Annotated in this window: 26 protein-coding genes, 1 rRNA gene and 1 pseudogene (1 of these 28 only partly in view); 15 read left to right on the forward strand and 13 right to left on the reverse strand. The window is 47.6% G+C overall.

Annotated features, from left to right (window positions below):
• Positions 1–66 (reverse strand): 16S ribosomal RNA (locus tag HUN05_01780) (it extends 1,496 nt beyond the left edge of the window).
• 534 nt (positions 67–600) lie between these two features.
• Between HUN05_01780 and ltaE the strand changes: the two genes are divergently transcribed.
• Positions 601–1,605 carry a low-specificity L-threonine aldolase gene (gene ltaE / locus HUN05_01785; GenBank protein ID WDP84043.1) on the forward strand — a complete coding sequence of 335 codons (1,005 nt, stop codon included), beginning with the start codon at positions 601–603 and terminating at the stop codon, positions 1,603–1,605.
• 54 nt (positions 1,606–1,659) lie between these two features.
• On the opposite strand, the gene HUN05_01790 is transcribed toward ltaE, so the two are convergent.
• The 6 genes from HUN05_01790 to HUN05_01815 all read right to left on the reverse strand — a co-directional run bounded on the left by HUN05_01790 (position 1,660) and on the right by HUN05_01815 (position 6,743).
• A complete protein-coding gene (locus HUN05_01790) occupies positions 1,660–1,974 on the reverse strand; it encodes a glycerophosphodiester phosphodiesterase (protein ID WDP84044.1) in 315 nt (104 codons plus the stop codon).
• Between the two features lie 3 nt (positions 1,975–1,977).
• Entirely contained in the window at positions 1,978–2,508 is a 531-nt protein-coding gene (locus tag HUN05_01795) for a hypothetical protein (GenBank protein WDP84045.1), read from the reverse strand.
• Between the two features lie 20 nt (positions 2,509–2,528).
• Positions 2,529–3,827: a citrate synthase gene (locus HUN05_01800; protein WDP84046.1), complete on the reverse strand. Its 1,299-nt coding sequence runs from the start codon at positions 3,825–3,827 to the stop codon at positions 2,529–2,531.
• Positions 3,828–3,952: 125 nt separating this feature from the next.
• The gene (locus HUN05_01805) at positions 3,953–4,207 is read right to left on the reverse strand and encodes a zinc ribbon domain-containing protein (GenBank protein ID WDP84047.1); all 255 of its coding nucleotides are present in this window, start codon (positions 4,205–4,207) and stop codon (positions 3,953–3,955) included.
• Positions 4,208–4,513: 306 nt separating this feature from the next.
• Complete coding sequence (locus tag HUN05_01810) at positions 4,514–5,725, reverse strand: IS256 family transposase (protein ID WDP84048.1); 1,212 nt, start codon at positions 5,723–5,725, stop codon at positions 4,514–4,516.
• 28 nt (positions 5,726–5,753) lie between these two features.
• Positions 5,754–6,743, reverse strand: coding sequence for an ISAs1 family transposase (locus tag HUN05_01815; GenBank protein WDP84049.1), 990 nt, complete (start codon positions 6,741–6,743; stop codon positions 5,754–5,756).
• Between the two features lie 415 nt (positions 6,744–7,158).
• Here HUN05_01815 and HUN05_01820 point away from each other — a divergent pair, with 415 nt between their 5' ends.
• The 4 genes from HUN05_01820 (at position 7,159) to pgsW (ending at position 11,149) form a co-directional block, all read left to right on the forward strand.
• On the forward strand, positions 7,159–8,355 hold the full coding sequence (locus HUN05_01820; protein WDP84050.1) for a succinylglutamate desuccinylase: 1,197 nt from the start codon (positions 7,159–7,161) through the stop codon (positions 8,353–8,355).
• 76 nt (positions 8,356–8,431) lie between these two features.
• Entirely contained in the window at positions 8,432–9,607 is a 1,176-nt protein-coding gene (locus HUN05_01825; protein WDP84051.1) for a hypothetical protein, read from the forward strand.
• Positions 9,597–10,037 carry a poly-gamma-glutamate biosynthesis protein PgsC gene (pgsC, locus tag HUN05_01830; protein WDP84052.1) on the forward strand — a complete coding sequence of 147 codons (441 nt, stop codon included), beginning with the start codon at positions 9,597–9,599 and terminating at the stop codon, positions 10,035–10,037. The genes HUN05_01825 and pgsC overlap by 11 nt, the downstream gene beginning before the upstream one ends.
• 152 nt (positions 10,038–10,189) lie before the next feature.
• Positions 10,190–11,149 (forward strand): poly-gamma-glutamate system protein, encoded by a 960-nt coding sequence (gene pgsW, locus HUN05_01835; GenBank protein ID WDP84053.1) that lies wholly within the window; start codon positions 10,190–10,192, stop codon positions 11,147–11,149.
• A gap of 526 nt (positions 11,150–11,675) precedes the next feature.
• On the opposite strand, the gene HUN05_01840 is transcribed toward pgsW, so the two are convergent.
• Together HUN05_01840 and HUN05_01845 are read right to left on the reverse strand one after the other, a co-directional pair.
• Positions 11,676–12,662 carry a D-glycerate dehydrogenase gene (locus HUN05_01840; GenBank protein WDP84054.1) on the reverse strand — a complete coding sequence of 329 codons (987 nt, stop codon included), beginning with the start codon at positions 12,660–12,662 and terminating at the stop codon, positions 11,676–11,678.
• A 101-nt stretch (positions 12,663–12,763) separates the two neighbouring features.
• Entirely contained in the window at positions 12,764–13,186 is a 423-nt protein-coding gene (locus HUN05_01845) for a GNAT family N-acetyltransferase (GenBank protein WDP84055.1), read from the reverse strand.
• Positions 13,187–13,267: 81 nt separating this feature from the next.
• Here HUN05_01845 and HUN05_01850 point away from each other — a divergent pair, with 81 nt between their 5' ends.
• The gene (locus HUN05_01850; GenBank protein ID WDP84056.1) at positions 13,268–13,963 is read left to right on the forward strand and encodes an RNA pseudouridine synthase; all 696 of its coding nucleotides are present in this window, start codon (positions 13,268–13,270) and stop codon (positions 13,961–13,963) included.
• A gap of 76 nt (positions 13,964–14,039) precedes the next feature.
• On the opposite strand, the gene HUN05_01855 is transcribed toward HUN05_01850, so the two are convergent.
• On the reverse strand, positions 14,040–14,654 hold the full coding sequence (locus tag HUN05_01855) for a TetR family transcriptional regulator (GenBank protein WDP84057.1): 615 nt from the start codon (positions 14,652–14,654) through the stop codon (positions 14,040–14,042).
• A gap of 262 nt (positions 14,655–14,916) precedes the next feature.
• Between HUN05_01855 and HUN05_01860 the strand changes: the two genes are divergently transcribed.
• From HUN05_01860 to HUN05_01900, 9 genes are all read left to right on the forward strand, one after another.
• Complete coding sequence (locus tag HUN05_01860; protein ID WDP84058.1) at positions 14,917–16,059, forward strand: acyl--CoA ligase; 1,143 nt, start codon at positions 14,917–14,919, stop codon at positions 16,057–16,059.
• Positions 15,947–16,492, forward strand: a complete 546-nt coding sequence (locus tag HUN05_01865; GenBank protein WDP84059.1) for a long-chain fatty acid--CoA ligase — start codon at positions 15,947–15,949, stop codon at positions 16,490–16,492. The genes HUN05_01860 and HUN05_01865 overlap by 113 nt, the downstream gene beginning before the upstream one ends.
• 176 nt (positions 16,493–16,668) lie before the next feature.
• Positions 16,669–16,851, forward strand: coding sequence for a hypothetical protein (locus tag HUN05_01870; GenBank protein WDP84060.1), 183 nt, complete (start codon positions 16,669–16,671; stop codon positions 16,849–16,851).
• A 56-nt stretch (positions 16,852–16,907) separates the two neighbouring features.
• On the forward strand, positions 16,908–18,068 hold the full coding sequence (locus HUN05_01875) for a hypothetical protein (GenBank protein ID WDP84061.1): 1,161 nt from the start codon (positions 16,908–16,910) through the stop codon (positions 18,066–18,068).
• Positions 18,069–18,082: 14 nt separating this feature from the next.
• Positions 18,083–18,421 (forward strand): hypothetical protein, encoded by a 339-nt coding sequence (locus tag HUN05_01880; protein WDP84062.1) that lies wholly within the window; start codon positions 18,083–18,085, stop codon positions 18,419–18,421.
• Complete coding sequence (locus HUN05_01885; GenBank protein ID WDP87883.1) at positions 18,337–18,777, forward strand: enoyl-CoA hydratase/isomerase family protein; 441 nt, start codon at positions 18,337–18,339, stop codon at positions 18,775–18,777. The genes HUN05_01880 and HUN05_01885 overlap by 85 nt, the downstream gene beginning before the upstream one ends.
• 46 nt (positions 18,778–18,823) lie before the next feature.
• Entirely contained in the window at positions 18,824–20,185 is a 1,362-nt protein-coding gene (locus HUN05_01890) for an amino acid permease (protein ID WDP84063.1), read from the forward strand.
• 320 nt (positions 20,186–20,505) lie between these two features.
• Positions 20,506–21,312, forward strand: a complete 807-nt coding sequence (locus HUN05_01895) for an IS256 family transposase (protein WDP84064.1) — start codon at positions 20,506–20,508, stop codon at positions 21,310–21,312.
• Positions 21,313–21,347: 35 nt separating this feature from the next.
• Complete coding sequence (locus HUN05_01900) at positions 21,348–22,559, forward strand: IS256 family transposase (GenBank protein ID WDP84065.1); 1,212 nt, start codon at positions 21,348–21,350, stop codon at positions 22,557–22,559.
• Positions 22,560–22,664: 105 nt separating this feature from the next.
• Here the strand turns inward: HUN05_01900 and HUN05_01905 are convergent, their stop codons facing one another.
• The 3 genes and pseudogenes from HUN05_01905 to HUN05_01915 all read right to left on the reverse strand — a co-directional run bounded on the left by HUN05_01905 (position 22,665) and on the right by HUN05_01915 (position 24,473).
• Positions 22,665–23,264 carry a hypothetical protein gene (locus tag HUN05_01905; protein ID WDP84066.1) on the reverse strand — a complete coding sequence of 200 codons (600 nt, stop codon included), beginning with the start codon at positions 23,262–23,264 and terminating at the stop codon, positions 22,665–22,667.
• A gap of 11 nt (positions 23,265–23,275) precedes the next feature.
• Positions 23,276–23,835, reverse strand: a pseudogene (locus tag HUN05_01910) (bifunctional (p)ppGpp synthetase/guanosine-3',5'-bis(diphosphate) 3'-pyrophosphohydrolase).
• Positions 23,836–24,077: 242 nt separating this feature from the next.
• The gene (locus HUN05_01915; protein WDP87884.1) at positions 24,078–24,473 is read right to left on the reverse strand and encodes a YjbQ family protein; all 396 of its coding nucleotides are present in this window, start codon (positions 24,471–24,473) and stop codon (positions 24,078–24,080) included.
• Positions 24,474–24,683: the final 210 nt, after the last annotated feature.

Raw genomic sequence — 24,683 nt, forward strand, 5'->3', positions numbered from 1 at the left:
TTCGACTTGCATGTGTTAAGCACGCCGCCAGCGTTCATTCTGAGCCAGGATCAAACTCTCCAGTTATAATCCTTTTACTAAAACTTGCGGTCACAGCTTCCAACGAAGCCGGACCTGCTCTTTTCTTCTTCACTGACCAATTTTCAAAGATCAAAAAAAATCTTCCCGGCAGAACCCGTAGGAGTTATCCCGTGAAGACCGACGTAATATGCATTAATTTTATTTGTGTGTCAACGATTATTTTAATCTTTTTTTAACAAACCCGTTTACATTCTGTTGCGGATTTTTGAGAAGTCCAAAAAATCAGAAACTTACCCCTTGCTTTCCTTAAAAAACAAAAGGCATAAACCTAAAAGGTTACAATTCAACAAAAATGACACAGCACTGCAAGTGTATACAAAAAAATAATTTACCTTTATAAAAAAGGTCAACATCTGTTCTCCAGGTTTTAAGACCAGGGATGGCTGCCCGAGGGCTTCCATATTATAAAGCAACTGGAACCCAAGGGCCCGGGCATGATATATATTGCCCACAAAATAAAGCTGCCGTCCCCAGCGCGGCAGCCTCTGAATTTAAATTTTATCCTGGATGGAATGAATCATGATTGATTTGAGAAGCGATACTGTTACCCAGCCTGTCCCCATGATGAAAGAAGCCATGATGGCTGCCCCAACAGGGGATGATGTCTACGGAGAAGACCCCAGCATCAATGAATTGGAAAAAAAAGCCGCCCGGATTACGGCAAAAGAGGCCGCCCTGTTCTGCTCATCCGGTACCCAATCCAATTTACTGGCCCTGATGACCCACTGCCAACGGGGGGATGAGTATATCGTGGGCCAAACCGCCCATACCTATAGATATGAAGGCGGAGGGGCTGCCGTTCTGGGTAGTATCCAGCCCCAGCCCCTGGAATTTGAGGCAGACGGCAGCCTGAATCTTGATCGGGTGGCCCGATTTATCAAACCCAACGATTTTCATTTTGCCAGGACTAGGCTTTTTTGCCTTGAAAACACCCAGAGCGGCAAGGTTCTGCCCATGGATTACCTTAAAGCTGCCCACAGTTTTGCGGCCTCCCACGATCTTGGATTCCACCTAGACGGAGCCCGGGGCTTTAATGCCGCAGTCAAACTGGATGTGGATGTCAGAAAGATTACCCGCCATTTTGATACGGTGTCCTGCTGCCTGTCCAAGGGCTTAGGCGCACCTGTGGGATCTGTTCTCTGCGGTCCCCAGGCCTTTATCAACAAGGCAAGAAGATGGCGGAAAATGCTGGGGGGAGGAATGCGCCAGGCCGGAATTCTGGCCGCTGCGGGCAGTTACGCCCTGGACCACCATATTGACCGCCTGTCAGAGGATCATGAAAATGCACTCAGGCTGGCCAAGGGATTGTCCGACATAGAAAAAATTGGAGTGAATCCCAATGAGGTTCAAACCAATATTCTCTTTGCCTGCATCGGGGACAAGATTGATGCTTTAGCCGATCACATGGAAACAAAAGGCATCCTGATAGACCGGGCCCAAGACCTTCGCCTGGTCACCCATCTTGATGTGGATCAGGACGGCATAGACCAAACCATCCGGGAATTTCGTTCCTTTTACAGATGATGGCCTTTAAACAATCGTTTTTTTAGACACCTCATCCTTTGCGCCTGGAAAAATTCACCAAAGAAACCGCTGGGGAAAATCAGTGATAATACCGTCAGCCCCGACATTGACAAACCGCATATAATCATGGGGGTCGTTTACGGTAAAAAGGTTCACTCGCTTCCCCCGTTTTTTAAGCGTTTTAAGCTCCTGGGGAGTGATCAGTTTTGCATTGATATTGAGAACCGGAAACTCTTCAGAGGTAAACTCAGGCGCTGAAAAATCCAAGGGGATATCATCATCATCTCCCACAAGGACATGAGTTTCAATATTTGGCATTCGTTCTTTTACCCATCTGATCCATTGGTGGTTAAAAGAAGATATCGCCACTTTTTAGATATCCATGCCCGCCCTTGCCAGTTCTGCCAGGGTATGGGAGGCTGTATAGTATAATTGAGGATCATTCCCATGATCCTTGAGTTCCAGATTGACTTTCCAGTTCAGCTTTCGGGTCAGCATCAGTCCCTCAAAAAGAGTGGGGATGGATTCTCCCTTAAAAGCTGCCAAATCCTTTGGATCGATTGCCTCAACCGTTGAAAAGGGATTATTCTTTTCAAAATAGCTCCCGGCATCCAGAATTTCAAGATCTGCCAGGGTATGGGAGTCCAACCGGTCTATGGTCTGCGCAGGCAGACCGGGCCAGAAGGTTTTTTCCGGATGATCCGGGTCATACCCCAGCACCTCAGGGGCATTGGTGCACCGGGTCAGCACTGGGTCATGAAATAGCACCAAACCGCCCTCCCGGGTCAGGGAAACATCGGTTTCCCAACCATGGGCACCGATCTTGTGTGCCAGGCGGGCTGCTGCCAGGGTATTTTCCGGGGCAAGGCTCCTGGCCCCCCGGTGGGCAATGATTTCAACCATTTTTCCTCCGCAAATACCGATCAGAACTCCTGGCCGGCATTCCGCTGTCCAATGGGGGTATAGTCATGGATAGTGGCCCCGGTATAGATCTGCCTGGGCCGGGAAATCTTCATCTCAGGATCCGCCATATCCTCTTTCCACTGGGCGATCCACCCGGGAAGGCGGCCAATGGCGAACATGACCGTGAACATATCGGTGGGAATGCCCATGGCCCTGAGTACAATACCCGAATAAAAGTCCACATTGGGATACAGATTTTTATCTTTAAAATAAGATTCCTCAAGCGCGGCCTCTTCCAGCTGCCTTGCAATATCCAATAAGGGGTCATTTCGTCTGACCTTGGAGAGTACAATATCACACATTTTTTTCATGATCTTGGCCCTGGGGTCATATGTCTTGTAGACCCGGTGCCCAAACCCCATGAGCCGGAACTCATCGTTCTTGTCCTTGGCCCGGGCAATACATTGTTCAATGGTAAGTCCTTCTTTTTGGATTCTCTCGAGCATCTGAATCACCGCCTGGTTTGCCCCCCCATGAAGGGGTCCCCACAAGGCAGATATACCGGCTGAAATTGCGGCATAAATATTGACCTTGCCCGATCCGACCACCCTGACGGCGGTTGTGGAACAATTTTGTTCATGATCGGCATGGAGAATCCAAAACACATTCAAGGCCCGGACCAGATCATCATCAATGCGGTAGGGCACCACTTTGGAGTCAAACATCATGTTAAGAAAATTGGTGCAATAGCAGAGATCAGGCCGCGGATACACCACCCGCTGGCCGATGGAAATCTTATATGCCATGGCTGCCATGGTTCTTATCTTGGAAATAATCCGCAAAAAGGTTTTGTCCATTTCCTCTTCAATGTCTATGAGTTCGGGATAAAAACTTCTCATGGCATTGACCATGGCGGCCAGGATCCCCATGGGATGAGACCGGGACGGATAATTCCGGTAAAAAGACTTCATGTTTTCATGAAGGGCGGAAAAATCATTGAGGTAAACAGAGGTTCTTGTCAGTTCCCCCCGTGTGGGCAACTTGCCTGTAATCAGCAAAAAAGCGGTCTCCACAAAGGTGGAATGCTCTGCCAATTGCTCAATGGGAATCCCCCGGTATCTGAGAATCCCCTGTTCTCCGTTCATAAAGGTAATCTGGCTTTTACAGGCACCTGTATTCCCGTAACCCGGATCAAAGGTGATGCAGCCAGTCTCCTGCCTGAGGCGTCTGATGTCAATGGCTTTTTCCCCTTCAGACCCTGTAAAAACAGGCAGAAAGATCTCTTTTCCGTCTATGATAAGTTTTGCCGTCTCTTCCATATAACCTCCTTAAGGCGGGCTGCCGTATGTTCGCTGATCACTTTGGTATAAGGGAAATGCTCTCCGAAGGGAGAACCAGTCGATTCAATAAAACTTATTTGGCAACAGGGAACGCCAATGGGAGCCTACCCCTTGGTTGCCCCCGGTACGGTGTAGGTTTTGCAGGTTCCGCTGGAACAGGTTCTCTCCTGGGTATGAACCCCCTTTGATCCTGCGCCGGGACCCGAATCGCCCATGGCATAATTGGTGGCGGAAACCACCCGCTGGAATTCCTGGGATTTGCATTTGGGACATTTAATTTCCTTGTCATCACCTGACCCCATGACAAGGACTTCAAAAAACTCTTCACACTCGGTGCACTTAAACTCAAAAATCGGCATTCTTACTCCTTGGATATACGCTTTGGTACAAATTTACAATAGCTTGCTAATATAATCATTTTTCAGGGGTTGTCAAGCAGGGGCTGTGGAAAGCCAGGGCTCACGCATGTAAATATTGTAAAGTGCCTATAGTTTGGGAATGTTCAGAATTCTGTGTCACGGTTTCGGTTCCCGGATCTGTCTCGGCGCCAGCGGAAGTAAAAGCCAGGTCCGAGAATGGGCCTTCAATCTGCCACGTCGGAGGAGTTGGCTTTTGCTGGAGCGGAGTTCCTGGAACCATCTTTTCCATCTGTAAATAAATCCCTATCAAATTCCCAGCTCTTTATCCAGCCGGCCTTCAAAGAAAATTGCCAACTGGGAAATTGTCAGTGACCAGTTTTGAACCGGCATTGTCCATTTCTTACTGGCGTTCTGGATCCCCATGTAAAGCAGCTTTAACAGGCTGTCCTGGTTAGGAAACGATCCCTTTGTTTTGGTCAGTTTTCGAAACTGTCGATGCACAGCCTCAATGGTATTTGTGGTGTATATTATCCGTCGGATCTCTTCTGGATATTTAAAGAAATGACTGAGGCGTTCCCAGTTGTTCCGCCAGGATTTTATCACAATCGGGTATTTGTCATTCCATTTATTTTCCAAGATATCCAGTTCTTCTTCGGCCAGATCCTTATTGACCGCTTTATAAACACGTTTTAGATCTGCCATAAATTCCTTTTTATTTTTGGAACCAACGTATTTCAATGAATTTCGGATCTGGTGGACTACGCAGAGTTGAACTTCTGTGTCCGGGAATATGGTCTCAATGGCCTCGGGAAAACCTTTTAGACCATCAACACAGGCAATCAGGATATCTTTTACCCCTCGGTTTGAAAGGTCTGTTAACACCTGCAGCCAGAAGTTCGCACCCTCATTCTCGGATATGTACAGCCCAAGAACCTCTTTGCGGCCCTCGATATTCACCCCAAGAATTGTGTAAACGGCTTTGCTGCCGACCTTTCCGTTTTCTCGTACTTTATAATGTATGGCATCAAGCCATATGATTGGGTACACATTTTCCAACGGCCTGGCCTGCCATTCTTTGACGGTATGGATGATTTTATCGGTAATGGTGCTCAGAGTGGCATTTGAAATCTCAAGTCCATAGATTTCCTGTAAATGGGAAGCCATATCATTATAACTCATGCCCAGGCCGTAAAGGGCTATTATCTTTCTTTCAATTTCATCGCTGAGCGTTGTCTGATGTTTTTTGACGATCTGTGGAGAGAAGGTTCCGACCCTGTCACGCGGGGTTTCCAGCTCAAATTTACCATCCAGGGATTTAATGGTCTTTTTGCTTTTTCCATTACGGCGGTTGGCAGAAACTTCCTGCCCAAGATGGGACTCCAACTCTCCTTCAAGAGCAGCTTCAGCAAGATTTTTGATTAATGATGTAAGGACGCCGCCCTTACCTGTGAAGGGTTTACCTTCCTGGATGCCTTTAAGGGCTTTTTGAAAATCAAATTCGGTGTTTTCTTCGGTCATGTCAGTTCTCCTTATTTAGCTGAGTATATCAGCTTTCATTCAACTGACACAGAATTTTGAACGCCCTTTCAGGGAACGCAATATCCAATACCCAATGCACTGAATTTTCAATTCCCCAATGCCTCCTGACAGCATTACCAAAAATATTGGGGTCGCTATCCAGGCTCGATATATAATATCGCTTTTCATGACTGATCTGGCCGTCCATTTCCCGGGTGGATTCAATCATTCCAATACTTTTCAAACCTTTCCAACTTTTTTTATCTTCAAACCAATCAATATCAGAGGTTATCACAGCCCTGCGCGTTTCGACTCGACCGTGCCCTCCGTCAACACTGGTCTGTTCATTAAACTGGTACCCCTGATTTTTCATTTCTTCCATTTTATTGAAAAAAAGTACCGCTTCATCATGCAAGGTTTTATGATTTTCTTTCAGGGCAAGGACATAGTCACACCCTTTGTTTATTATGGTTTCAGCGATTTTCTTTTGAGTGCCCATGGCATCAATGGTTATAATGCAGCCCGAGATATCTAAAAGTTTTAAAAGATTTGGAATGGCCGTAATTTCATTTGATTTTTCTTCGGTTTTTAATTGCCCTAAAACCACTTTATTAGACGAAGCCCACGCACTGATCATATGAATGGCTTTCTTATCATTGGAGGTATCGTGTGAACGCCTTAGAGTTTTGCCGTCGATTGCAATGACTTGACCTTTGGTCATCTTTGCAACCGACTGAACCCAGTGCATAAAACTGCTCTGAAATTCATTCGGGTTCATCCTTTCAAAAATTCTGCCAAAGGTGTCATGGGAGGGTATCCCATGGGGAAGGCTTAGAAATTTTGACAACCACCTTTTTCTCTTTTTGCCAAAGTTTTCAATTTGCTCATAAGTGTCTGCGCCAGCAACTACCGCACAAATTGCGATGATGACGACATCAATTAAATTATGAAGCTTATTGTGGTGTCTGGGGTCCTGAATATTGTCAAAAAAAGTTTCAAGAGATTTTTTTTCGTTCATTGGCAACTCCTTGTGTTTATTGCCATATATATCGTATCTGTGCAGCGATGTCTAGGAAAATTTTGTTCGATGCTCATATACTATAGCAAGCCAGGAGAGCCAGGCTGGGATAGGGTGAAGGGGGTGGAGTGGCGTAAATGAGCGGCCCGCCAGGACGGCATAGGTCCGATCATTTCCGCTTCTTAAGCGGTCAGGACGACCGCTTAAGATTTAACGGAATCCCCCTCACCTATTCCAGCCGGGTAAGGACGAATCTTAATAAAAGTTACATGCGATGACCCTGACGGCGTTCATTCTCTACCTTGTAACATCCAACGCATTGAAGTCAAAAAACATATGGGAACAGCTTATGGCTATTTTCGTCATTGTTCCTTTTCTCATGCGACTATTTTTCATCAAGTAAGGGAGATGCAACATGACGATCAACCATAAAAAAACAGGTTGGGGGATACTTGCGCTCTCCGTGCTCATAAGTGTTCTGCTGACCATAAATTATGTTAAGATGTGGAAGGATGACACCATCATTCCCGGTCCGGGCGTGACCCAGATTAAATGGCTCAGTGACTACCTGCCGGAACTGAAAGGAACCCTGGGAGATACCCGGGTTTTTATCATGGAGGGGGAAAAGCCCGGGGGAACATTTCTGGTGCTTGGCGGAACCCACTCGGACGAACCCTGCGGCTGGGGTGCGGCCCTGATACTGGTGGAACATTGTAAAGTGGCCGCAGGCAGGGTTATTGTTCTGCCCCACACCAGCAACACAGGCTTTACCAACAACTACCCCCAGGAAGCCCACCCTCAGTTTATCAGCTTTTCTCTGCCGGACGGCAGCAAGCGAAAGTTCCGTCACGGCTCACGCCTGGGTAACTCTGCCGAGCATTGGCCTGATCCGGAAGTATTTATCCAGTATCCCAGCAAGCAGAAATATTCCGGCGAGGAATTCCGCAACCCCAACCGCGCTTACCCGGGCCGTATGAACGGCACCTTTGCCGAGCGCGTTGCCTTTGGCATCCAGCAGCTGGTTCGCACCGAAAAGGTGGACATGCAGGTGGACATGCACGAAGGGCAGCCGGAATATCCCTTTGTCAACGCCCTTAGCGGTCATCGCCGGGCCCAGGATCTGGTTACCATTGCGACGCTTGAAATGCAGATGGCTGACCTGGCCATTGGGGCGGAAGTATCTCCCGATTCCTTTCGGGGGCTGAGCAACCTTGAGATGGGGGACATGTTTCCGAATCTTCTGGCCGTGACCTCTGAAACCGTTAACCCCACCCAGGGCAAAATGCGCGGTATCACAGATGAACATCTGCCCGTGGACGGCATTGATGCCTTCTATGACAAGGCTGCAGAACTGGGTTATCTGTTTACGCCCTGGGAAAACGGCAGCCCTCTGAAAATGCAGGTTGGCCGTAATATGCAAGAATTGCAGGCCATGTGTGTTGCTTTGGAGGAGGTGGCAGAAAAACAGATTGTGTTTGAAAAAATTCCTTCCTATGAAGATCTCATGGAAAACGGTGTGGGTTACTACTTAAACCCATTGCCGAAACAAGGTGTGCCCGATCCCGGGTTTCGTGCCCTGCCAGGTATATGGCGGCTGATAACCCAGGGGTAAGACTTTTTTTTTGCCTCCATAAAAGGTGCCCGGCCTATCCTAATCTTTTTGGACGGGCACCTTCCAGGGAGATCTTATGCTGTATTGGATTTGTTTTGTTTTAGTCATTACCCAGCTTGTGCTGGAGCGCTTAAAGCTTTACCGCAACCGCGCAAAGGTGCCGGTGCGCATCCATGTACACGGCACCAGGGGCAAGAGCAGTATCACCAGAGAACTTGCAGCCATTCTGCGCTCCCAGGGCCTATCGATACTTGCAAAAACCACAGGAGACAGCCCGGAATATATCCTGCCGGATGGTGCCATTATCCCTGTACCCAGAGTCAGCCCTGCCCGCATACAGGAGCATATCAGCATGCTGGACAAAGCCGCTTCCATGGGGGCGGATGCCGTTGTGGTGGAGGGCATAGCTCTGCAACCTGAAACCGTGTACCTCTCTGAAACAATTTTGCAGGCCAGCCACGCGGTTATCGTAAACATGCGGCCTGACCATGCCGAAACCATGGGGATAGGTCGCAAAGGCGTATTCCAGACCCTGGTACACATGATCCCGTGTTCGGGAAAACTTTTTACCGCAGAGGAAGCCGGAGCGGATTTTCTCAAAGAAGAGACCACCCGAAAAAAAATTGACTGCTCTGTTTTAAAAGCATTGCCCACAAGACAGGTCACGGTGCTGGCCCAGGCTGTGGCAGACGCTGTACTTTTGAAAAAAAAATTATCCCAGCCCCAAGGCCCCCTGGGTTTTTCAAAGCTTTCCCCTCCTTTTAAAACAGAAATTTTGGGAATACCGGTAGGGATTTATGATTTTCTTTCGGCCAATGACCTTGTTTCTTCACAATTGCTGCTGGAAGATTGTTCTTGGGGTGAAAATTTTTTAAGGGTGGCGCTTATTGCCACCCGGGGGGACAGGCCCCTTCGCACCCGGGATTTCATGAACTGGATACTGTCCGACTCCCGTTTTAACGCTGTTGCGATTATGGGCAGCCATGCAGGATATGCCCTGGTGCACGGTCTGCTCAACCCTAACCGCAAAAAAATTTTGCGGGCATGGCCCTGGCTTTCCCCGGATCATCTTTTAAAAACCATGGACAAAAAAGCCCTGAACCAAGGCAAAAAAGGCATGACAATAGTCGCTTTGGGTAATTTCCACGGCTATGGTGAACAATGGCGGAAGGCTGTACAGAATCCGACTATTTTCCCCCCTGTCCCTGATCAGGGTGCAAAACAGAATTTAGAAGATAAACATGCTGATTGAAGCCATTGCCATTGGTCTTGTCTATGGTTTTTTCTTTTTAGAGTGGACAGGACTTGTTGCCGGCGGTCTTATCGCTCCAGGCTATTTTGCCCTGGCCTTTGACCAGCCCTGGGCTATTGCTCTCTGCCTGCTGACAGCCCTGGCTAGCATGATTGCGGTGCGCCTTCTTTCTTTTGTCACCATCCTTTACGGGCGGCGCCGTTTCATTCTCAGCGTTCTGGTGGCCTTTGCACTGCAATGGAGTGTGGGGGCCATGGTCATGGGCACGGAACTGGCCCAGGGCAGGGTGGAAGTGGTTGGGTACATCATCCCCGGGTTAGTGGCCCATGAAATGGATCGCCAGGGAGTAGGGCTGACATTGTTGTCGCTTCTGGTTCTTTCCTGCCTGGTCTTTCTTTCGCTGAGGGGGATAGAATGGATGCGGATTTGATGAAATCTCCCCTCTGGGCGAAGAAACCCGGCCCCAAGTGCCTCTGGGTAATTTTTTTTATGGGGCTTACCTCTATTATTTTGACGTTTGCCGTATATTTGCTGACCCCTCCTGTCGTGTTAGACGCAGATGCCGGAAAGGCCATCAGGCAAATGGAAAAGGGAATAAAAGAATTGAAAGCCATGCGCCAGAGCATGGGCATCCCCCTGGAACCGAAACTCGATCCTGCCCTGTCAGGCCTCATTGGTGTTGATTATTCGGACATTACAAGCACCCTGGGGGATTTACGCGCCAAACAGACTTCCCTTAATCCACAATTTGCAGGACTTCTGGTTGTGTGGCTCAAGCAGGCAGGGATAAAAAAAAGGGACCGGGTGGCCCTCTCCTTTTCCGGCTCCTTTCCCGCCCTTAACCTGGCAACCCATTGCGCCTGCGACGTGCTGAACCTGAACACTTTCATCATCAGTTCCGTTGGGGCTTCCTGTTACGGGGCCAATATTCCCGGCTTTACCTGGCTGGATATGGAGTCCCGGCTGTTTGACAAGGGACTGATCCGTACCCGTAGTTGTTACGCCTCTCTTGGCGGCATCATGGATACTGGGGGAGGAATTGATGAAACCAGCATAGAGGCAGGGGAAGCGGCCATTATGCGGCACGGGGCCAGGTATCTTCGGGAAGGCACACCCCGTACCGTGGTCTTCGATGTGAAACGCCGCATGGATTTATATACAACAGGGGGACTGCCCAAGGCCTTCATCAATGTGGGCGGCAATGTCATGTCCATGGGCTGGGTAAGCGAGGCAGCCCTGCTGGACAATGGATTGATCAAGCGGATTCCTGATAGTTCAAGCCCTCAGAGGGGAACCATCTTCCGCATGTTTGAAGCGGGCGTACCCGTTATCCATCTAATCAATATAGAACGCCTCGCAGCTGCGTATCATCTGCCCATTGCTCCGGTAAATTTGACCCCGGGGGCAGACCTGGGCATGGATATGGATACTGGGTGGCGCGGGCATCTGTGGCAGCTGGGAGTTCTTTTGGCTGCATGGTTTTTTATAGGTTCTCTTTTTTTATTCTATGAACTTTCGCTCTGCCGCAAAAAGGCGGAGTAAAGACGAATATCCCTTTGAGGCCCCGGTCAACCATGTATTTACCGACGGTCAGGGATCCTGCCGGCTCCTTTGCCGGGGCTTTCAATACCATTGAAATCATCTGGACAGCCTTGCACAATGAAAATTCAAACACCAGTCTGTTTTTGGACTGTCTTAATCAACTGCCCAGGCCGTCATTAAGTAAATTGCCCTTGAGTTCAAGACCCAGGTGTGAGTCTTTCATAGGCTGTATTATGTCCTTTCTATCAGTTCCAGCTGCATTTCTCGGGTCAGGTTCACAAAAGAGTAAATTCACATAGGCGGACTATGGTGTCAACGGGTTTCTCCCGGGGATCTCTTGCCCGAGGAACCTGTTTCACATTAAAGGCAATGTTCTTATCCGTGTAATGGGGATTGAGTCCTGCCATATCCCGGATGCTGCCAGACAATTTTTCGAGGCCGAAGGAGGGTGGGATCCGGGTGGTATGATCAACAAGAAATTGCTGCTGAAGGGCAAAGGCTCCCGTAAAATTCAATGCCGGCCAGATCAATCAAACACCCGGGGATTGACCAAAAAGGGAACCCGGCCTGTTCTATAAAATTCAACAATATTTTCTGCCGCCCGAACGGACATATTGTCCCTGGCCTCCTGGGTGGCAGAACCCACATGGGGAAGGATGCAGACATTTTCCATGGAGAGCAGTGGATTGCCCCTGTCCATGGGCTCGGTATCGGTGACATCCAGCCCCGCCCCCCAGACCTCCTTTAATTCCAGGGCCTGTAAAAGATCTGCCTCATTATGAATCGGGCCCCGGGCCGTGTTGATAAAAATGGCAGAGGACTTCATCCGGGCAAAGGCCTGTCCATTAAAAATGCCCCGGGTTTCAGGGCTGAGCACTGAATGGACAGAAACCACATCACTTTGGGCCGCAAGGGTGTCAAATTCAACCCATTGGGCGTTGAGCAGATTTTCTGCCTCCATATTCCTGGACCGGTTATGGTAGATCACCTTCATATCGTAGGCTGCCTTGCAGAGCCGGGCCATTTGCATCCCGATCCTGCCCATGCCGAAAATCCCCAGGGTCTTATTCCGAAGTTCCATGCCAAGATTGGCCCTGGGCCTGAAAAAACCCCATTCCCCCCTTAAAATTTTTTTATGGAGAAAAAACATTTTCCTGGCCGTGGCAATCATGAGGCCAAAGGCAATGTCAGCCGTGGCCTCTGTCATGGTATCCGGAGTGAATCCCACGGGAATCTTAGCCTTTGTGGCAAAATCCACATCAATATTGTCAAACCCCACGGCAAACTGGGAAATCATCTCAAGCTGGGGATTGGCAGTGATAAAGGCCTTGTCAATTTTCTCTGTCAGGGTGCAGACCATGGCCTGGCAATTTTTGGCCCGTGATACCAACTCCCGGGGAGTCATGGGTCTGTCCTTTTCCCATGGATCCAGGTCAAAGCCGTTCCGGTCCAGAATTTCTAGGCCGGCCCCGGGAAAATCACGGGTGATCAGCACTCTTATTTTTCCATTCATCTGGTTTTCCTTTTAATCTCTGAATGAATGTTTAATTTATCTCCAAAATGGCCCATAAAAAACAAGGTTAAAAACATCCGCCCTGCACCAGGCAGGTCCAATCACCGGGCGTTTAGATCCAGGGTCATGAAAAGCACATCAAAGGGAAGATGGTCAAAAACCTTGGTGCCTGAAATCTCAAATCCCAGAGAAAGATACCAGTTTTTTAACGATTTATGGGCCTTGATAATACCGATACTGACCTGTTTTTTCTCATCTTTTCGGGCCCTATCAATAACATGGGAGACCAGTTTTTTGCCAACGCCTTTATTCTGAAACCCGGGTAAAACAGCCAGACGGTTCAGGTAGGCAATCTCCGGCTCAGGGCTCTCGTATGCCACACATCCCACGGCCTGGTCCCCCATCTGCCCCAAAAAATAGGCCTCACCCCTGTCCATGCCCGCAATGATCCACTCCGGGGTGCCAAAAGACGGATGGGAAGGGGCATTGTCCTGAAAAATTATTTTCCTGGTATTTTTACCCACCCTCTGGTTAAAGTCCAGTCGATTTTAACCAGAGGGAGATATCTTTGGTTAAAATCTACAAAATGGGTTAGAATGTGAATCATGAAACCCAAGCAAAATATCCTTGTTGCAGGCCAGGGCCCGGGATGGCTCTGCGTTGAAAAGCCCTCTGGCCTGAGCGTGCACAATCAGCCAGGCTTTGACCTTGTCTCCCGTCTCAAATCCTGCCCAGACCTTGAGTTTTCCATGATCCAGCCGGTCCACCGCCTGGACAAAGAGACCTCGGGGCTGTTGCTGATGGCCACAGACCCTGCCGTGCTTTCACGGCTTTCGGATCTCTTTGCCCGAAAAAAAATCCAAAAAAGGTACAAAACCCTGGTTCACGGGAATTTTGATCTGCCTGACCAGGCCCAAGGCCTCTGGGAGACCCCTTTGTCCAAACAGGCCGGGGGCAGAACCAATCCCGGGGGAAAAGGAAAAAAAGTCAAGGCAATGACCCGGTATCAAGTAGAGGCCCAGACCCCTCACTATGCCCTTTTGGACATTGAACTGATGACCGGTCGAAAACACCAGATCCGCCGCCATGCAAAACTGGCAGGCCATCCAGTTATCGGGGATACCCGGTACGGCTCTGCCCGGTCCATTGAATTTTTAAAAAAGAAAAAACAGGTGTACACCATGGGCCTGCACGCTTATTTCCTGGAATTTTACGATCACGATCAAAAGATCACCCTTGAAATTGAGGGCATTACCCCGGACATGGCGCGTCTTTTAACAGAAGAGGGGGAACGTGGATGAACCTTTTGGCAAAAGCGAACACTTATAAACGGCTTGCCCGCATTCCAGAACGATACTTTTTGATTACCCGAACCTTTCACTCGGGCATATTATCCGAGGCCATATACCGGCCCACCATTTCAACGATTAAGCTTTGGCAAGCATCCAGGTCCACAGCAGATTTATCTGCAATCCACTGAATTCCGACCCCATCCAGCATCCCCTGAATCACAGCAGAAAGAGCCTGGCCTTCTCCTTTGGGCATACCCTCCATTTGAATAAGTTTATCAAGACGCCGCCTGCACTCGGCATATTCCTGGGATCCGAAAAGCGAGTGCTGACTCATGGTATTCAGGTTGAACCCCACTTCCATAAGGATGCTGAATTTTTTTTGATTTTTACGAATAAAATCAAAATAGGCTTTCACATAGGCATTGAGCTGGCCTTTTCCCGGGGCCTGCTTTTTCATCTGCCCGATGGTAAAACTCCGGAGTTCTTCAAGCAGGGTCAACCCCGTTTGAGAGATAAGGTCTTCTTTATTTTTAAAATAGTAAAAGATCACCCCCTTGCTGAATCCGGCCTCCTTGGCAATGGCCGCCATAGTTGTCTGCTGATAACCGTTTCGGGAAATCATATCCACAGCAATGTCTAAAATTTGTTTTCTGCGGTGGATCTCAATGAAGGATCTGTTTTCTTTAGTTGTATTTCTCATTTTATTTCAAAAAATTATAATCTCACAGTATTTTTTTTGACCAACGTTCAATTTATAAATGCCAGGCAAAATCTTGTCAAGCCTTATGTAAAAAGGATGCCGAGATGGCATTCAATGCCAGTCGTTGATTCTTTTTAATAAAAGCTTGACAATTTTGATTGTCACTCATAAATTTAACCAATGGTCAGTTTTTTAATTTGGGGTATTTTTTATGACTGTCGTATTGAAGTTCTAAATCAACCCATTTATGCGAGAGGGTAAAATGAAAGCAAAAAGATTTTTATGGCAATATGTAGAACATTGGGCTTCAGTAGATCCTGATTTCACGGCCATGCGTTGTGATAAAAAATCATATACGTATAGTGACTTTGACGAAATGACGGAAAACATGGCCACGGCATTCCTGTCCGCCGGTATTAATCCGGGAGACATGATCGCCACCCTGCTTCCGGCCAGCATAGAGTATATCACAGCACTGGTTGCTGCGGATAAGATCGGGGCCGTTGTTACGGCTTTGGATGTGAAGTACAAAAAAGCGGAGTTAAAACGATTCCTTTCCCATGTCCGTCCTAAAGCAATACTTTCTCTGGCCAGAACCCAAGACTTTGACCTGGAATCGGCTTTGGAGTCCGTGATCCAAGACCTGGAATCGGAAGATACCATTGCTTTATACATGGTGGGAAAAACGTCTATCGGCCAGCCCTTTGACACCCTTTACATGTTGGATCCGGAACAACGAACCCGGCTTTTGGAATGCAAAGCTCGCCAAAAGCCTGACGACGGTCTTTTGGTTATATTTACGGGCGGCACCACTGGTGTCCCCAAGTCAGCGATGCTCAGCAAAGAGAATGTAACTGCCATGGCTGAAGCTGAAGCCCGGATATTGGCCAATTCAATGGAAGGCATTGGCATCAAGGGGAGAATCAAAAGCCTGGCCTATCTTCCCCCCAGTCATGTCGGCGGCTCTGTGGAGATGATCTGCAGCGCAATTGCTGCCGGGAATGAAATTATCATCCACGACACTTGGAGCCCGAAACGCTTTTTGGAAACCATTGAGAAGGAAAGCATCCCCTGGATCGGAGGTGTGCCTACCATGTATGCCATCATCCTCCTTTTACCCGAACTGGACAGCTATGACCTCTCTTCTTTAAAACTTGCAATCTTGTCAGGTGAAAAGGTAAAACTTGACCTGCTCAATCAGATCAAATCACGAATCTGTCCTAACATCATGATTGGATATGGCAGTACAGAGGCCGGTTCTGAGATTAGCTTTACCAGGCTGGACGATCCCCTTGAAAAAATTGCCAGCGGAACGGATTGCAGATCCAGACGGCAATCCTCTGCCGGCCGGAGAAAAAGGAGAAGTCCAGGTCCGGGGAAAGCTTACCATCAATTCTTATTTTAAAATGCCCGATGAAGATGCTGCCGGGTTTACTAAAGATGGATTCTGCAAAACCGGAGATCTCGGTATCCTGACCAGGAAAGGGAACCTCTATATCCATGGCCGCCTCAAGCATATCATTCGGGTCGGCAGTTACACGGTCATGCCATCCGAGGTTGAGGAGGTGGCAGTCCAGCATCCACAGGTCGGAATGGCTGCAGCCATTGGTATACCGGATGAAATATACGGCGAAACGGTCGTACTGGTGGTTTCGCCGGCACAGGGGCAGACCGTGGACGCCCAGGATATTATCACCCATTGTGCAAGTCAGCTGGCCAAGTTTAAAGTTCCCAAAAAAATAATTGTAGAACCCAATATGCCTGTCACCCGGGTCGGTAAAGTCCATCGTGTTGAAGTCCAAAACCGTATCACTAACTTATTGAAAGGTAACGCATAATGTCTACACCTGTCCATTACCAGACAAAAAATCGTATCGGCACCATTTCTCTGGGCAATCCGGAACAGTCCAATCGGGCGCATTCCCATTTTCCCGGTTTTAAAAAGGCCTGTCTTTTAGAGCAAAAAGAATGATATCCTCTGTTACGCTGAAATGAACATAAATGGATTGTGCTAATGAAGAAAGCTGAAGATTGTAATACTGTTGATGAAGTCCTTGCATGCCTCAAAAAACTGGAAGAAGATCCAAATCGCTTGGTTCGTAACGCTAACGAATTAGAACAGATAGAGCAGGAAATCCTTGAATATACAAATCGGATAAGCGCCTTTTTTTTAAAAAAAAGATCCAGGCCTCAGTAGATTCCTCTGAACAGGTCGACCAAGAAAAAGAATTGATGTCCAATTGGCCGGGACGGATGAAAAGCGAAGGGCTTGAGACAGTTTGGATTCAGCTTTGTACAGATAGTTCGGTTGATATTCATGTTCGATACTATCGAAGGTCCTGTGACCGCCGAAAAGGAAAAAGATATAAAGGTGCATACGCTGGTTTAATCCTTCTTGGAATCCATGATCGCTGCTCGCCTGCTTTGGCTTCTATGGTGAGTTCTTGGTCAGCCTTATTAAGTTCTTTTGAAGAAGTCCGTCAAGTGCTTTGTGACCGTGGGATGACGTTGGGTATAAAGGTCATCCGTAAACTGACCTATCGGTACGCAGAGCGGGCTCGAGCCGAACAACAAGCGGGCCGAATCCCATTAAATGATGGAGATTTACTTGAAGGGCGGCGAGTCGTTATCAGCACTGATGGTGGCCGCACTCGGCTCAGAGAGAAGAAAAGGGGACCAAAAACCCAAAAGGATAGAACCCGATTTCGTGGGGCATGGCGAGAACCCAAGCTTTTGATCATTTATGTAGTGGACGCCCATAGAAAACAAGAAAAAAGCTTTTCACCATTTATTGATGGCTGTTTCAATGGACCGGATGGTGTATTCCACTTGTTAAAGGGTTATTTGAACTCCCTTCATATTCAGAACTCAGACAAAATACTGTTTGTTGCAGATGGGGCACATTGGATTTGGAATCGAATCCCCGGACTGCTAAAAGCATTGGGTTTGGCTCCTGAGCGTGTGTATGAACTTCTCGATTTCTACCATGCAGTTGAGCATCTGGGTACAGTAGCAGGCTTAAGGAAGACCTGGTCATCCAAGGAACGCAAACGCTGGGTATCGAAGCAGCGAGGTCTTCTGCTGAAGGGAAAGGCGATTGAGGTGGTACAGGCCGTCCAGAAGCTTTGTAGAGGCAGAAACAGTAAGGCTATCAAGACGGAACGGGATTATTTTGTGCGCAATGAACTGAGGCTTAATTTTTCAACTGTAAAAGCGTTGAACTTACCTATTGGCAGCGGTGCTATTGAAAGTTCGATTCGGAGAGTCGTGAATTTACGTCTTAAAGGTCCATGCATCTTTTGGTATCGGGAGAATGCAGAAAAAATGATTATGCTGCGATCATTTTATAAAGCAGGGCGTTGGAACTGCCTGAAGCAGATGGCAAACATGCACAATCCAGTGCCAGCGGTATAACCGGGAAAATGGGAATGCGCCCGTCCAATCCGTTTGATCTCACCACGCTCACCGACCTGGTCCAAGCATTTAAAGAGAGCAGAGCCCAAAAAGATATCTGTATGATCTACCGTGCCCAGGGAAAAAATTTTACCTTTGGTGCCAACCTCAAGTACACCAATACACTCATAACAGAACCCGGGCTGGAATCAGAGGCAAACCGCTTCCTCTGGGCCTGGCAGGATGTGACTTCAGCCATGACTGAGCACCCCGGGGTTATTATCGTCGGATATCACGGCTGGGTTGTCGGGGGGGGGTCGAACATACTCTGGGAAGTGATTTACGAATTGCTGCTGACAACACCAGGATACTGATGCCTGAACTGGATATGGGAATCTTTTTTTCAAACGGTTCCATAAATATCCTCCCCCGTTTGATCGGGGAAAGCCGGGCCAAACAGATGATGCTTCTCGGAGAAGAGATTACGGCAGAAAAAGCCCTGGAATTCGGCCTGGTTACCGAGGTCTGTACACCTGAAACCCTGGATGACCACCTGCGTTGCCGTGCTGAGAAACTGGCGGCCAAGGATCCGTATGCTTTAAAACTTGCTAAACAGCTTATCCACGGGGCCAGGGAGGATACGCTGAACGGCAGCCTGTATAAGGAGGGCTGTGCCATGGTGGACACCGGCCGCTCCAAGGGGGCCAAGTCAAGAATTCAGGCATTTTAAAACAATAATCTTCCCACAATCAACCTTTTTTAACACAGGAGGTGCCATGCCAGAAAAACTTGAAAGATCCATTTCCCTGATGGGGGCTGTCGGATTGATCGTTGGTTTCGTCGTCGGCGGATCCATTTTTGTCCTGATTCCAAGCCTTGCAGGCATGACAGGCCCCAGCCTCTATCTTGCCTATGCATGTTCGGCCCTGCCCGCCTTATTTGCCGCCCTTTACCTAATCCAGCCGGGTTCGGCTCTGCCCGTGACAGGGGCGAACTATATTGCCATTACCCGCTGGGTTTCTCCTGTGGCCGGATTCACTTCATCTCTGGCGGTTTGTATCGGAATTATCTGCACCAACTGCCTTGTAGCCTGGGGATTTGGGGAATACCTTTCCGTTTATTTTCCCCAGATACCGGTCATTGTTTATGCGGTACTGGTGATTCTTTTTCTTTCCCTGATCAATTGGCTGGGAGTGGGGGTGTTTGAAAAGATCCAGGTGGCTATGATGGCCATTTTTATTTTGGCCATGCTCATCTTCGGCATTGGCGGCTGTCTTAACATGGACCCCGGATTGCATACCGAACTTTTTCCCAAAGGGATGGGGGCCTTTATAACGGTGGTCGCCATTGCCTCTTTTTCATGGGGCGGGGTTATTGCCGTTGTCAAGGTGGCAGGTGAAGTGAAAAATCCCAAAAAAAATATCCCGAGAAGCATCATTATCTCCATGATTATTATTGGAACCCTGTACGTCCTGCAGACCTATGCCCTTACCGGTAATTTATTGTGGAGTGAGGCCTCGGCCCTCGGGTCCACTGCCATACTGACGGCGGCGGCAACCTTTCTGCCCCAGTGGGGCGTTAATTTTCTTGCCTTAGGAGCGCTGCTGGCCATGGCCACGACTGTGAACACCATGATTCTCATGGGAGCCCGAGAAATATTTGCCTGGAGCAATGACAAGCTGATTCCGGAGGTCTTCATGAGAATACACCCAAAATACAAAACACCGGAGATGACAATCTTTCTCATTACTTTGCTTTCCATTATTGGGGTTCTGTTCTCGGCAGATCTTGAGAAATACGCACTTATGGTTGTTTTTGGCCTCATGGTGATCCAGTTGCTCGGTGCTTTTGCCGTATTTCGTATGCCAAAGGTTGCCCCGGAGGTCTTTGCCCGTGCGGGTATTCAATTTTCGCCCTTCTGGCGCGGGTTTACCTGGATCGGTTGTTTTATTGTATTTTTGGGAATTTTCATATTCGGATTCCTGGCCGACTACGTCACCGGTTTTGTCTTCTTAGGCATTTGGTTAAGTTCCATACTGTATTGGTTTGTCCGAAAAAAGTATCTTGAAAGACAGGGAATAAAAATATCTGATACCCTAAGGCAAAAACTCCCACAGACTTCACATACAGAAACATAGGTATGATAAATGACTTATCCGAAGAACAGATCAGAACAATGCTGCATCAGTGGTTGAAAGCCTGAAACCAATATGATCTTGTGGGAGACCCCTTTGTCCAAACAGGCCGGGGGGCAGAACCAACCCCGGGGGAAAAGGAAAAACAGGTGTACACCATGGGCCTGCACGCTTATTTCCTGGAATTTTACAATCATGATCAAAAAATCTCCCTTAAAATTGAGGGCATTACCCCGGACATGGCGCGTCTTTTAAAAGGGCGTTCAAAATTCTGTGTCAGTTGAATCAAAGCTGATATACTCAGCTAAATAAGGAGAACTGACATGACCGAAGACAACACCGAATTTGATTTTCAAAAAGCTCTTAAAGGTATTCAGGAAGGTAAACCCTTCACAGGTAAGGGCGGCGTCCTTACATCATTAATCAAAAATCTTGCGGAAGCTGCTCTTGAAGGAGAGTTGGAGTCCCATCTCGGACAGGAAATTTCTGCCAACCGCCGTAATGGAAAAAGCAGAAAGACCATTAAGTCCCTGGATGGTAAATTTGAGCTAAAAACCCCACGTGACAGGGCCGGAACCTTCTCTCCACAAATCGTCAAAAAACACCAAACAACGCTCAGCGATGAAATTGAAAGAAAGATAATAGCCCTTTACGGCCTGGGCATGAGCTATAATAACATGGCTGCCCATTTACAGGAAATCTATGGACTTGAGATTTCAAATGCCACCCTTAGCGCTATTACCGATAAAATTATTCATACCGTTAAAGAATGGCAGGCCAGGCCGTTGGAAAATGTGTACCCAATCATATGGCTTGATGCCATACATTATAAAGTACGAGAAAACGGAAAGGTCGGCAGCAAAGCCGTTTACACAATTCTTGGGGTGAATATCGAGGGCCGCAAAGAGGTTCTTGGGCTGTACATATCCGAGAATGAGGGTGCGAACTTCTGGCTGCAGGTGTTAACAGACCTTTCAAACCGAGGGGTAAAAGATATCCTGATTGCCTGTGTTGATGATCTAAAAGGTTTTCCCGAGGCCATTGAGACCATATTCCCGGACACAGAAGTTCAACTCTGCGTAGTCCACCAGATCCGAGAGGGCGTTCAAAATTCTGTGTCAGTTGAATGAAAGCTGATATACTCAGCTAAATAAGGAGAACTGACATGACCGAAGAAAACACCGAATTTGATTTTCAAAAAGCCCTTAAAGGCATCCAGGAAGGTAAACCCTTCACAGGTAAGGGCGGCGTCCTTACATCATTAATCAAAAATCTTGCTGAAGCTGCTCTTGAAGGAGAGTTGGAGTCCCATCTCGGGCAGGAAGTTTCTGCCAACCGCCGTAATGGAAAAAGCAAAAAGACCATTAAATCCCTGGATGGTAAATTTGAGCTGGAAACCCCGCGTGACAGGGCCGGAACCTTCTCTCCACAGATCGTCAAAAAACATCAGACAACGCTCAGCGATGAAATTGAAAGAAAGATAATAGCCCTTTACGGCCTGGGCATGAGTTATAATGATATGGCTTCCCATTTACAGGAAATCTATGGACTTGAGATTTCAAATGCCACTCTGAGCACCATTACCGATAAAATCATCCATACCGTCAAAGAATGGCAGGCCAGGCCGTTGGAAAATGTGTACCCAATCGTATGGCTTGATGCCATACATTATAAAGTACGAGAAAACGGAAAGGTCCGCAGCAAGGCCGTTTACACAATTCTTGGGGTGAATATCGAGGGCCGCAAAGAGGTTCTTGGGCTGTACATATCCGAGAATGAGGGTGCGAACTTCTGGCTGCAGGTGTTAACAGACCTTTCAAACCGAGGGGTAAAAGATATCCTGATTGCCTGTGTTGATGGTCTAAAAGGTTTTCCCGAGGCCATTGAGACCATATTCCCGGACACAGAAGTTCAACTCTGCGTAGTCCACCAGATCCGAAATTCATTGAAATACGTTGGTTCCAAAAATAAAAAGGAATTTATGGCAGATCTAAAACGTGTTTATAAAGCGGTCAATAAGGATCTGGCCGAAGAAGAACTGGATATCTTGGAAAATAAATGGAATGACAAATACCCGATTGTGATAAAATCCTGGCGGAACAACTGGGAACGCCTCAGTCATTTCTTTAAATATCCAGAAGAGATTCGACGGATAATATACACCACAAATACCATTGAGGCTGTGCATCGACAGTTTCGAAAACTGACCAAAACAAAGGGATCATTCCCGAACCAGGACAGCCTGTTAAAGCTGCTTTACATGGGGATCCAGAACGCCAGTAAAAAATGGACAATGCCGATTCAAAATTGGTCACTGACAATTTCCCAGTTGGCAATTTTCTTTGAAGGCCGGCTGGATAAAGAGCTGGGAATTTGATAGGGATTTATTTACAGATGGAAAAGATGGTTCCAGGAACTCCACTCCAGCAAAAGTCAACTCCTCCGACGTGGCTGATTGAAGGCCCATTCTCGGACCTGACTTTTACTTCCGCTGGCGCTGAGGCAGATCCGGGAACCGAAACCGTGACACAGAATTCTGAACATTCCCAACAATCATCAGCATCGACACATTGTCAGATATGGAATCGATATCAACCCTTTGTTTTACTTTGCCTTCTCCCTTAAGTATTAATTTGCGCCTGCCCATATCGTACCTGACCTTGAGTGCTTTGAATTCAGGTTTGTCGGTATACCGCACCCGCACAATGCCGTTTTTCACAACCAAGACGCACGGCTTTTTCTTCACGCCGAAAATGACCTCATCCCCGTTTTTATACCGCTGCTCTATCTGTTTCTGTCTAAAACCTGTCAATTCGTGATTAAGCCGATATAGGGTCTGGTATTTGCCATCTTTGGTGTGGTTGCTGTCCACAGAGAGAATGATCGCAGTTTTATCCTGAAGGTGCAGTTCCAAGGTAAGCTCTTTGCCTTCAAACACATTATTGACCGAATGAACCACCTCGCTACAATAAGAGTACACGACTTGTTCAAAATAGACCTTACGATCTTTGAAGAAAAACCATTGCTCTTTTTCATTAAGTTCAAAGGAATGCTTTTTGATACTGTCTGCATTGAGAAACATCGAATTTTTTCCTAAAAATTATTTTTTTGATAATACCGATCGTAGTGAATAATTTTTTCATTTAATCTTTGTGCAAGAAAAGGACTTGCTTTGCCCAGGTTTTCTAATATCAGCTGCGCCTCCTCTTGGTATGAGATCATCTTTGGTTTATCCCAATGCTGAGGGGGGGGGGCTGTAAATTGGTAATACGATCGCACAGCTTGACCATCCACACTTCTTTTGGCTGTTTTTTTATTCGACAGAAACTGTCTTGCATCTGTGCTGATTTTGACGGCAGCTCAGTATTTTTAGTGAGCGCTAAAATGCCGTTTGCAATGTCAACGCCAAAGTTCTTTTTTATCTCTTCATAGGTGGCGGGTGTGTCTTCCATCGCGTCATGTAACACCGCACATAAAACCAGAAGATCTGGATTGCCGACATCATCGTGGGCAACCGCAGCTGTCGCCTCCATTGCCACCAGACCGAGATGGTTGATATAAGGAATGTCACTTCCCGGTAATCTTTGATCCTTGTGGATATTAGAAGAAAAATGCCATGCCTGCTGATACTTGTTTTGATCCCATATTTTCATAGTCGCTGACTGTACGCTTTTTGTGTTTTTCTCACCCCAGAGTTTATTCTGGCCCACCTTTATCTGTTCTTGCAAAATTAAATTGGCGCCAGTTCCTGAGCCGCATTAAGGTTGCCCTTGTCCATATGCTGCATATACCATAACCAAGCACTTTTTCATAGATTCACAAGTGCTTTTCGCATCTTTCCGGGTAGGTGAAAAATTGTTTATGGATTTGCCCAGGGGAGCGTTTTTAGCAGGGGTCAGGCACCCTCAAGAATGGTCACATTGACCTTTCTCTGCCTTGGCCCGTCAAATTCGCAAAAAAAGATCCCCTGCCAGGTGCCCAGGACCAGTTGCCCCCGGTCCAGGGGAATGGTCTCTGAAGGGCCGAACAGGCTGACCTTGATGTGGGCGGCGGAATTGCCTTCCATATGGGAAAAATTATCGTCCCAGGGGATAACCTTGTTGATGCAGGAGAGAATATCTTTTTCCACGGCAGGATCTGCATTTTCATTGATGGTGACGGCCCCTGTGGTGTGCATGGAATAGACATGGACCAGGCCCTGTTTGATCCCGGAAGCCGTCACCGCCTCTTGGACCTGGGATGTAACATCGATCATCTGGGTACGTGCCTGGGTTTTAACAGAAAACTGCATCATCGTTCCTCCTTTGTCCGGACTGGAGTAAAAAACAAGAAAGACAAGTTTGCTGTCCTAATGCCGGACCCTTTATCCCGCATATTTCACGAATAAAATTGGCTTGGCAAGCAACCATAAATTACTGTATTTAAATAATATTAATATCCAGCTTCCTCAAATTCTGACCTTCAGGTTATGAAAGATTCGGGTTACGGTCGCTACAGTATT

Origin of the sequence: Desulfobacter sp., assembly GCA_028768545.1 — a bacterium.
GTDB lineage: Bacteria > Desulfobacterota > Desulfobacteria > Desulfobacterales > Desulfobacteraceae > Desulfobacter.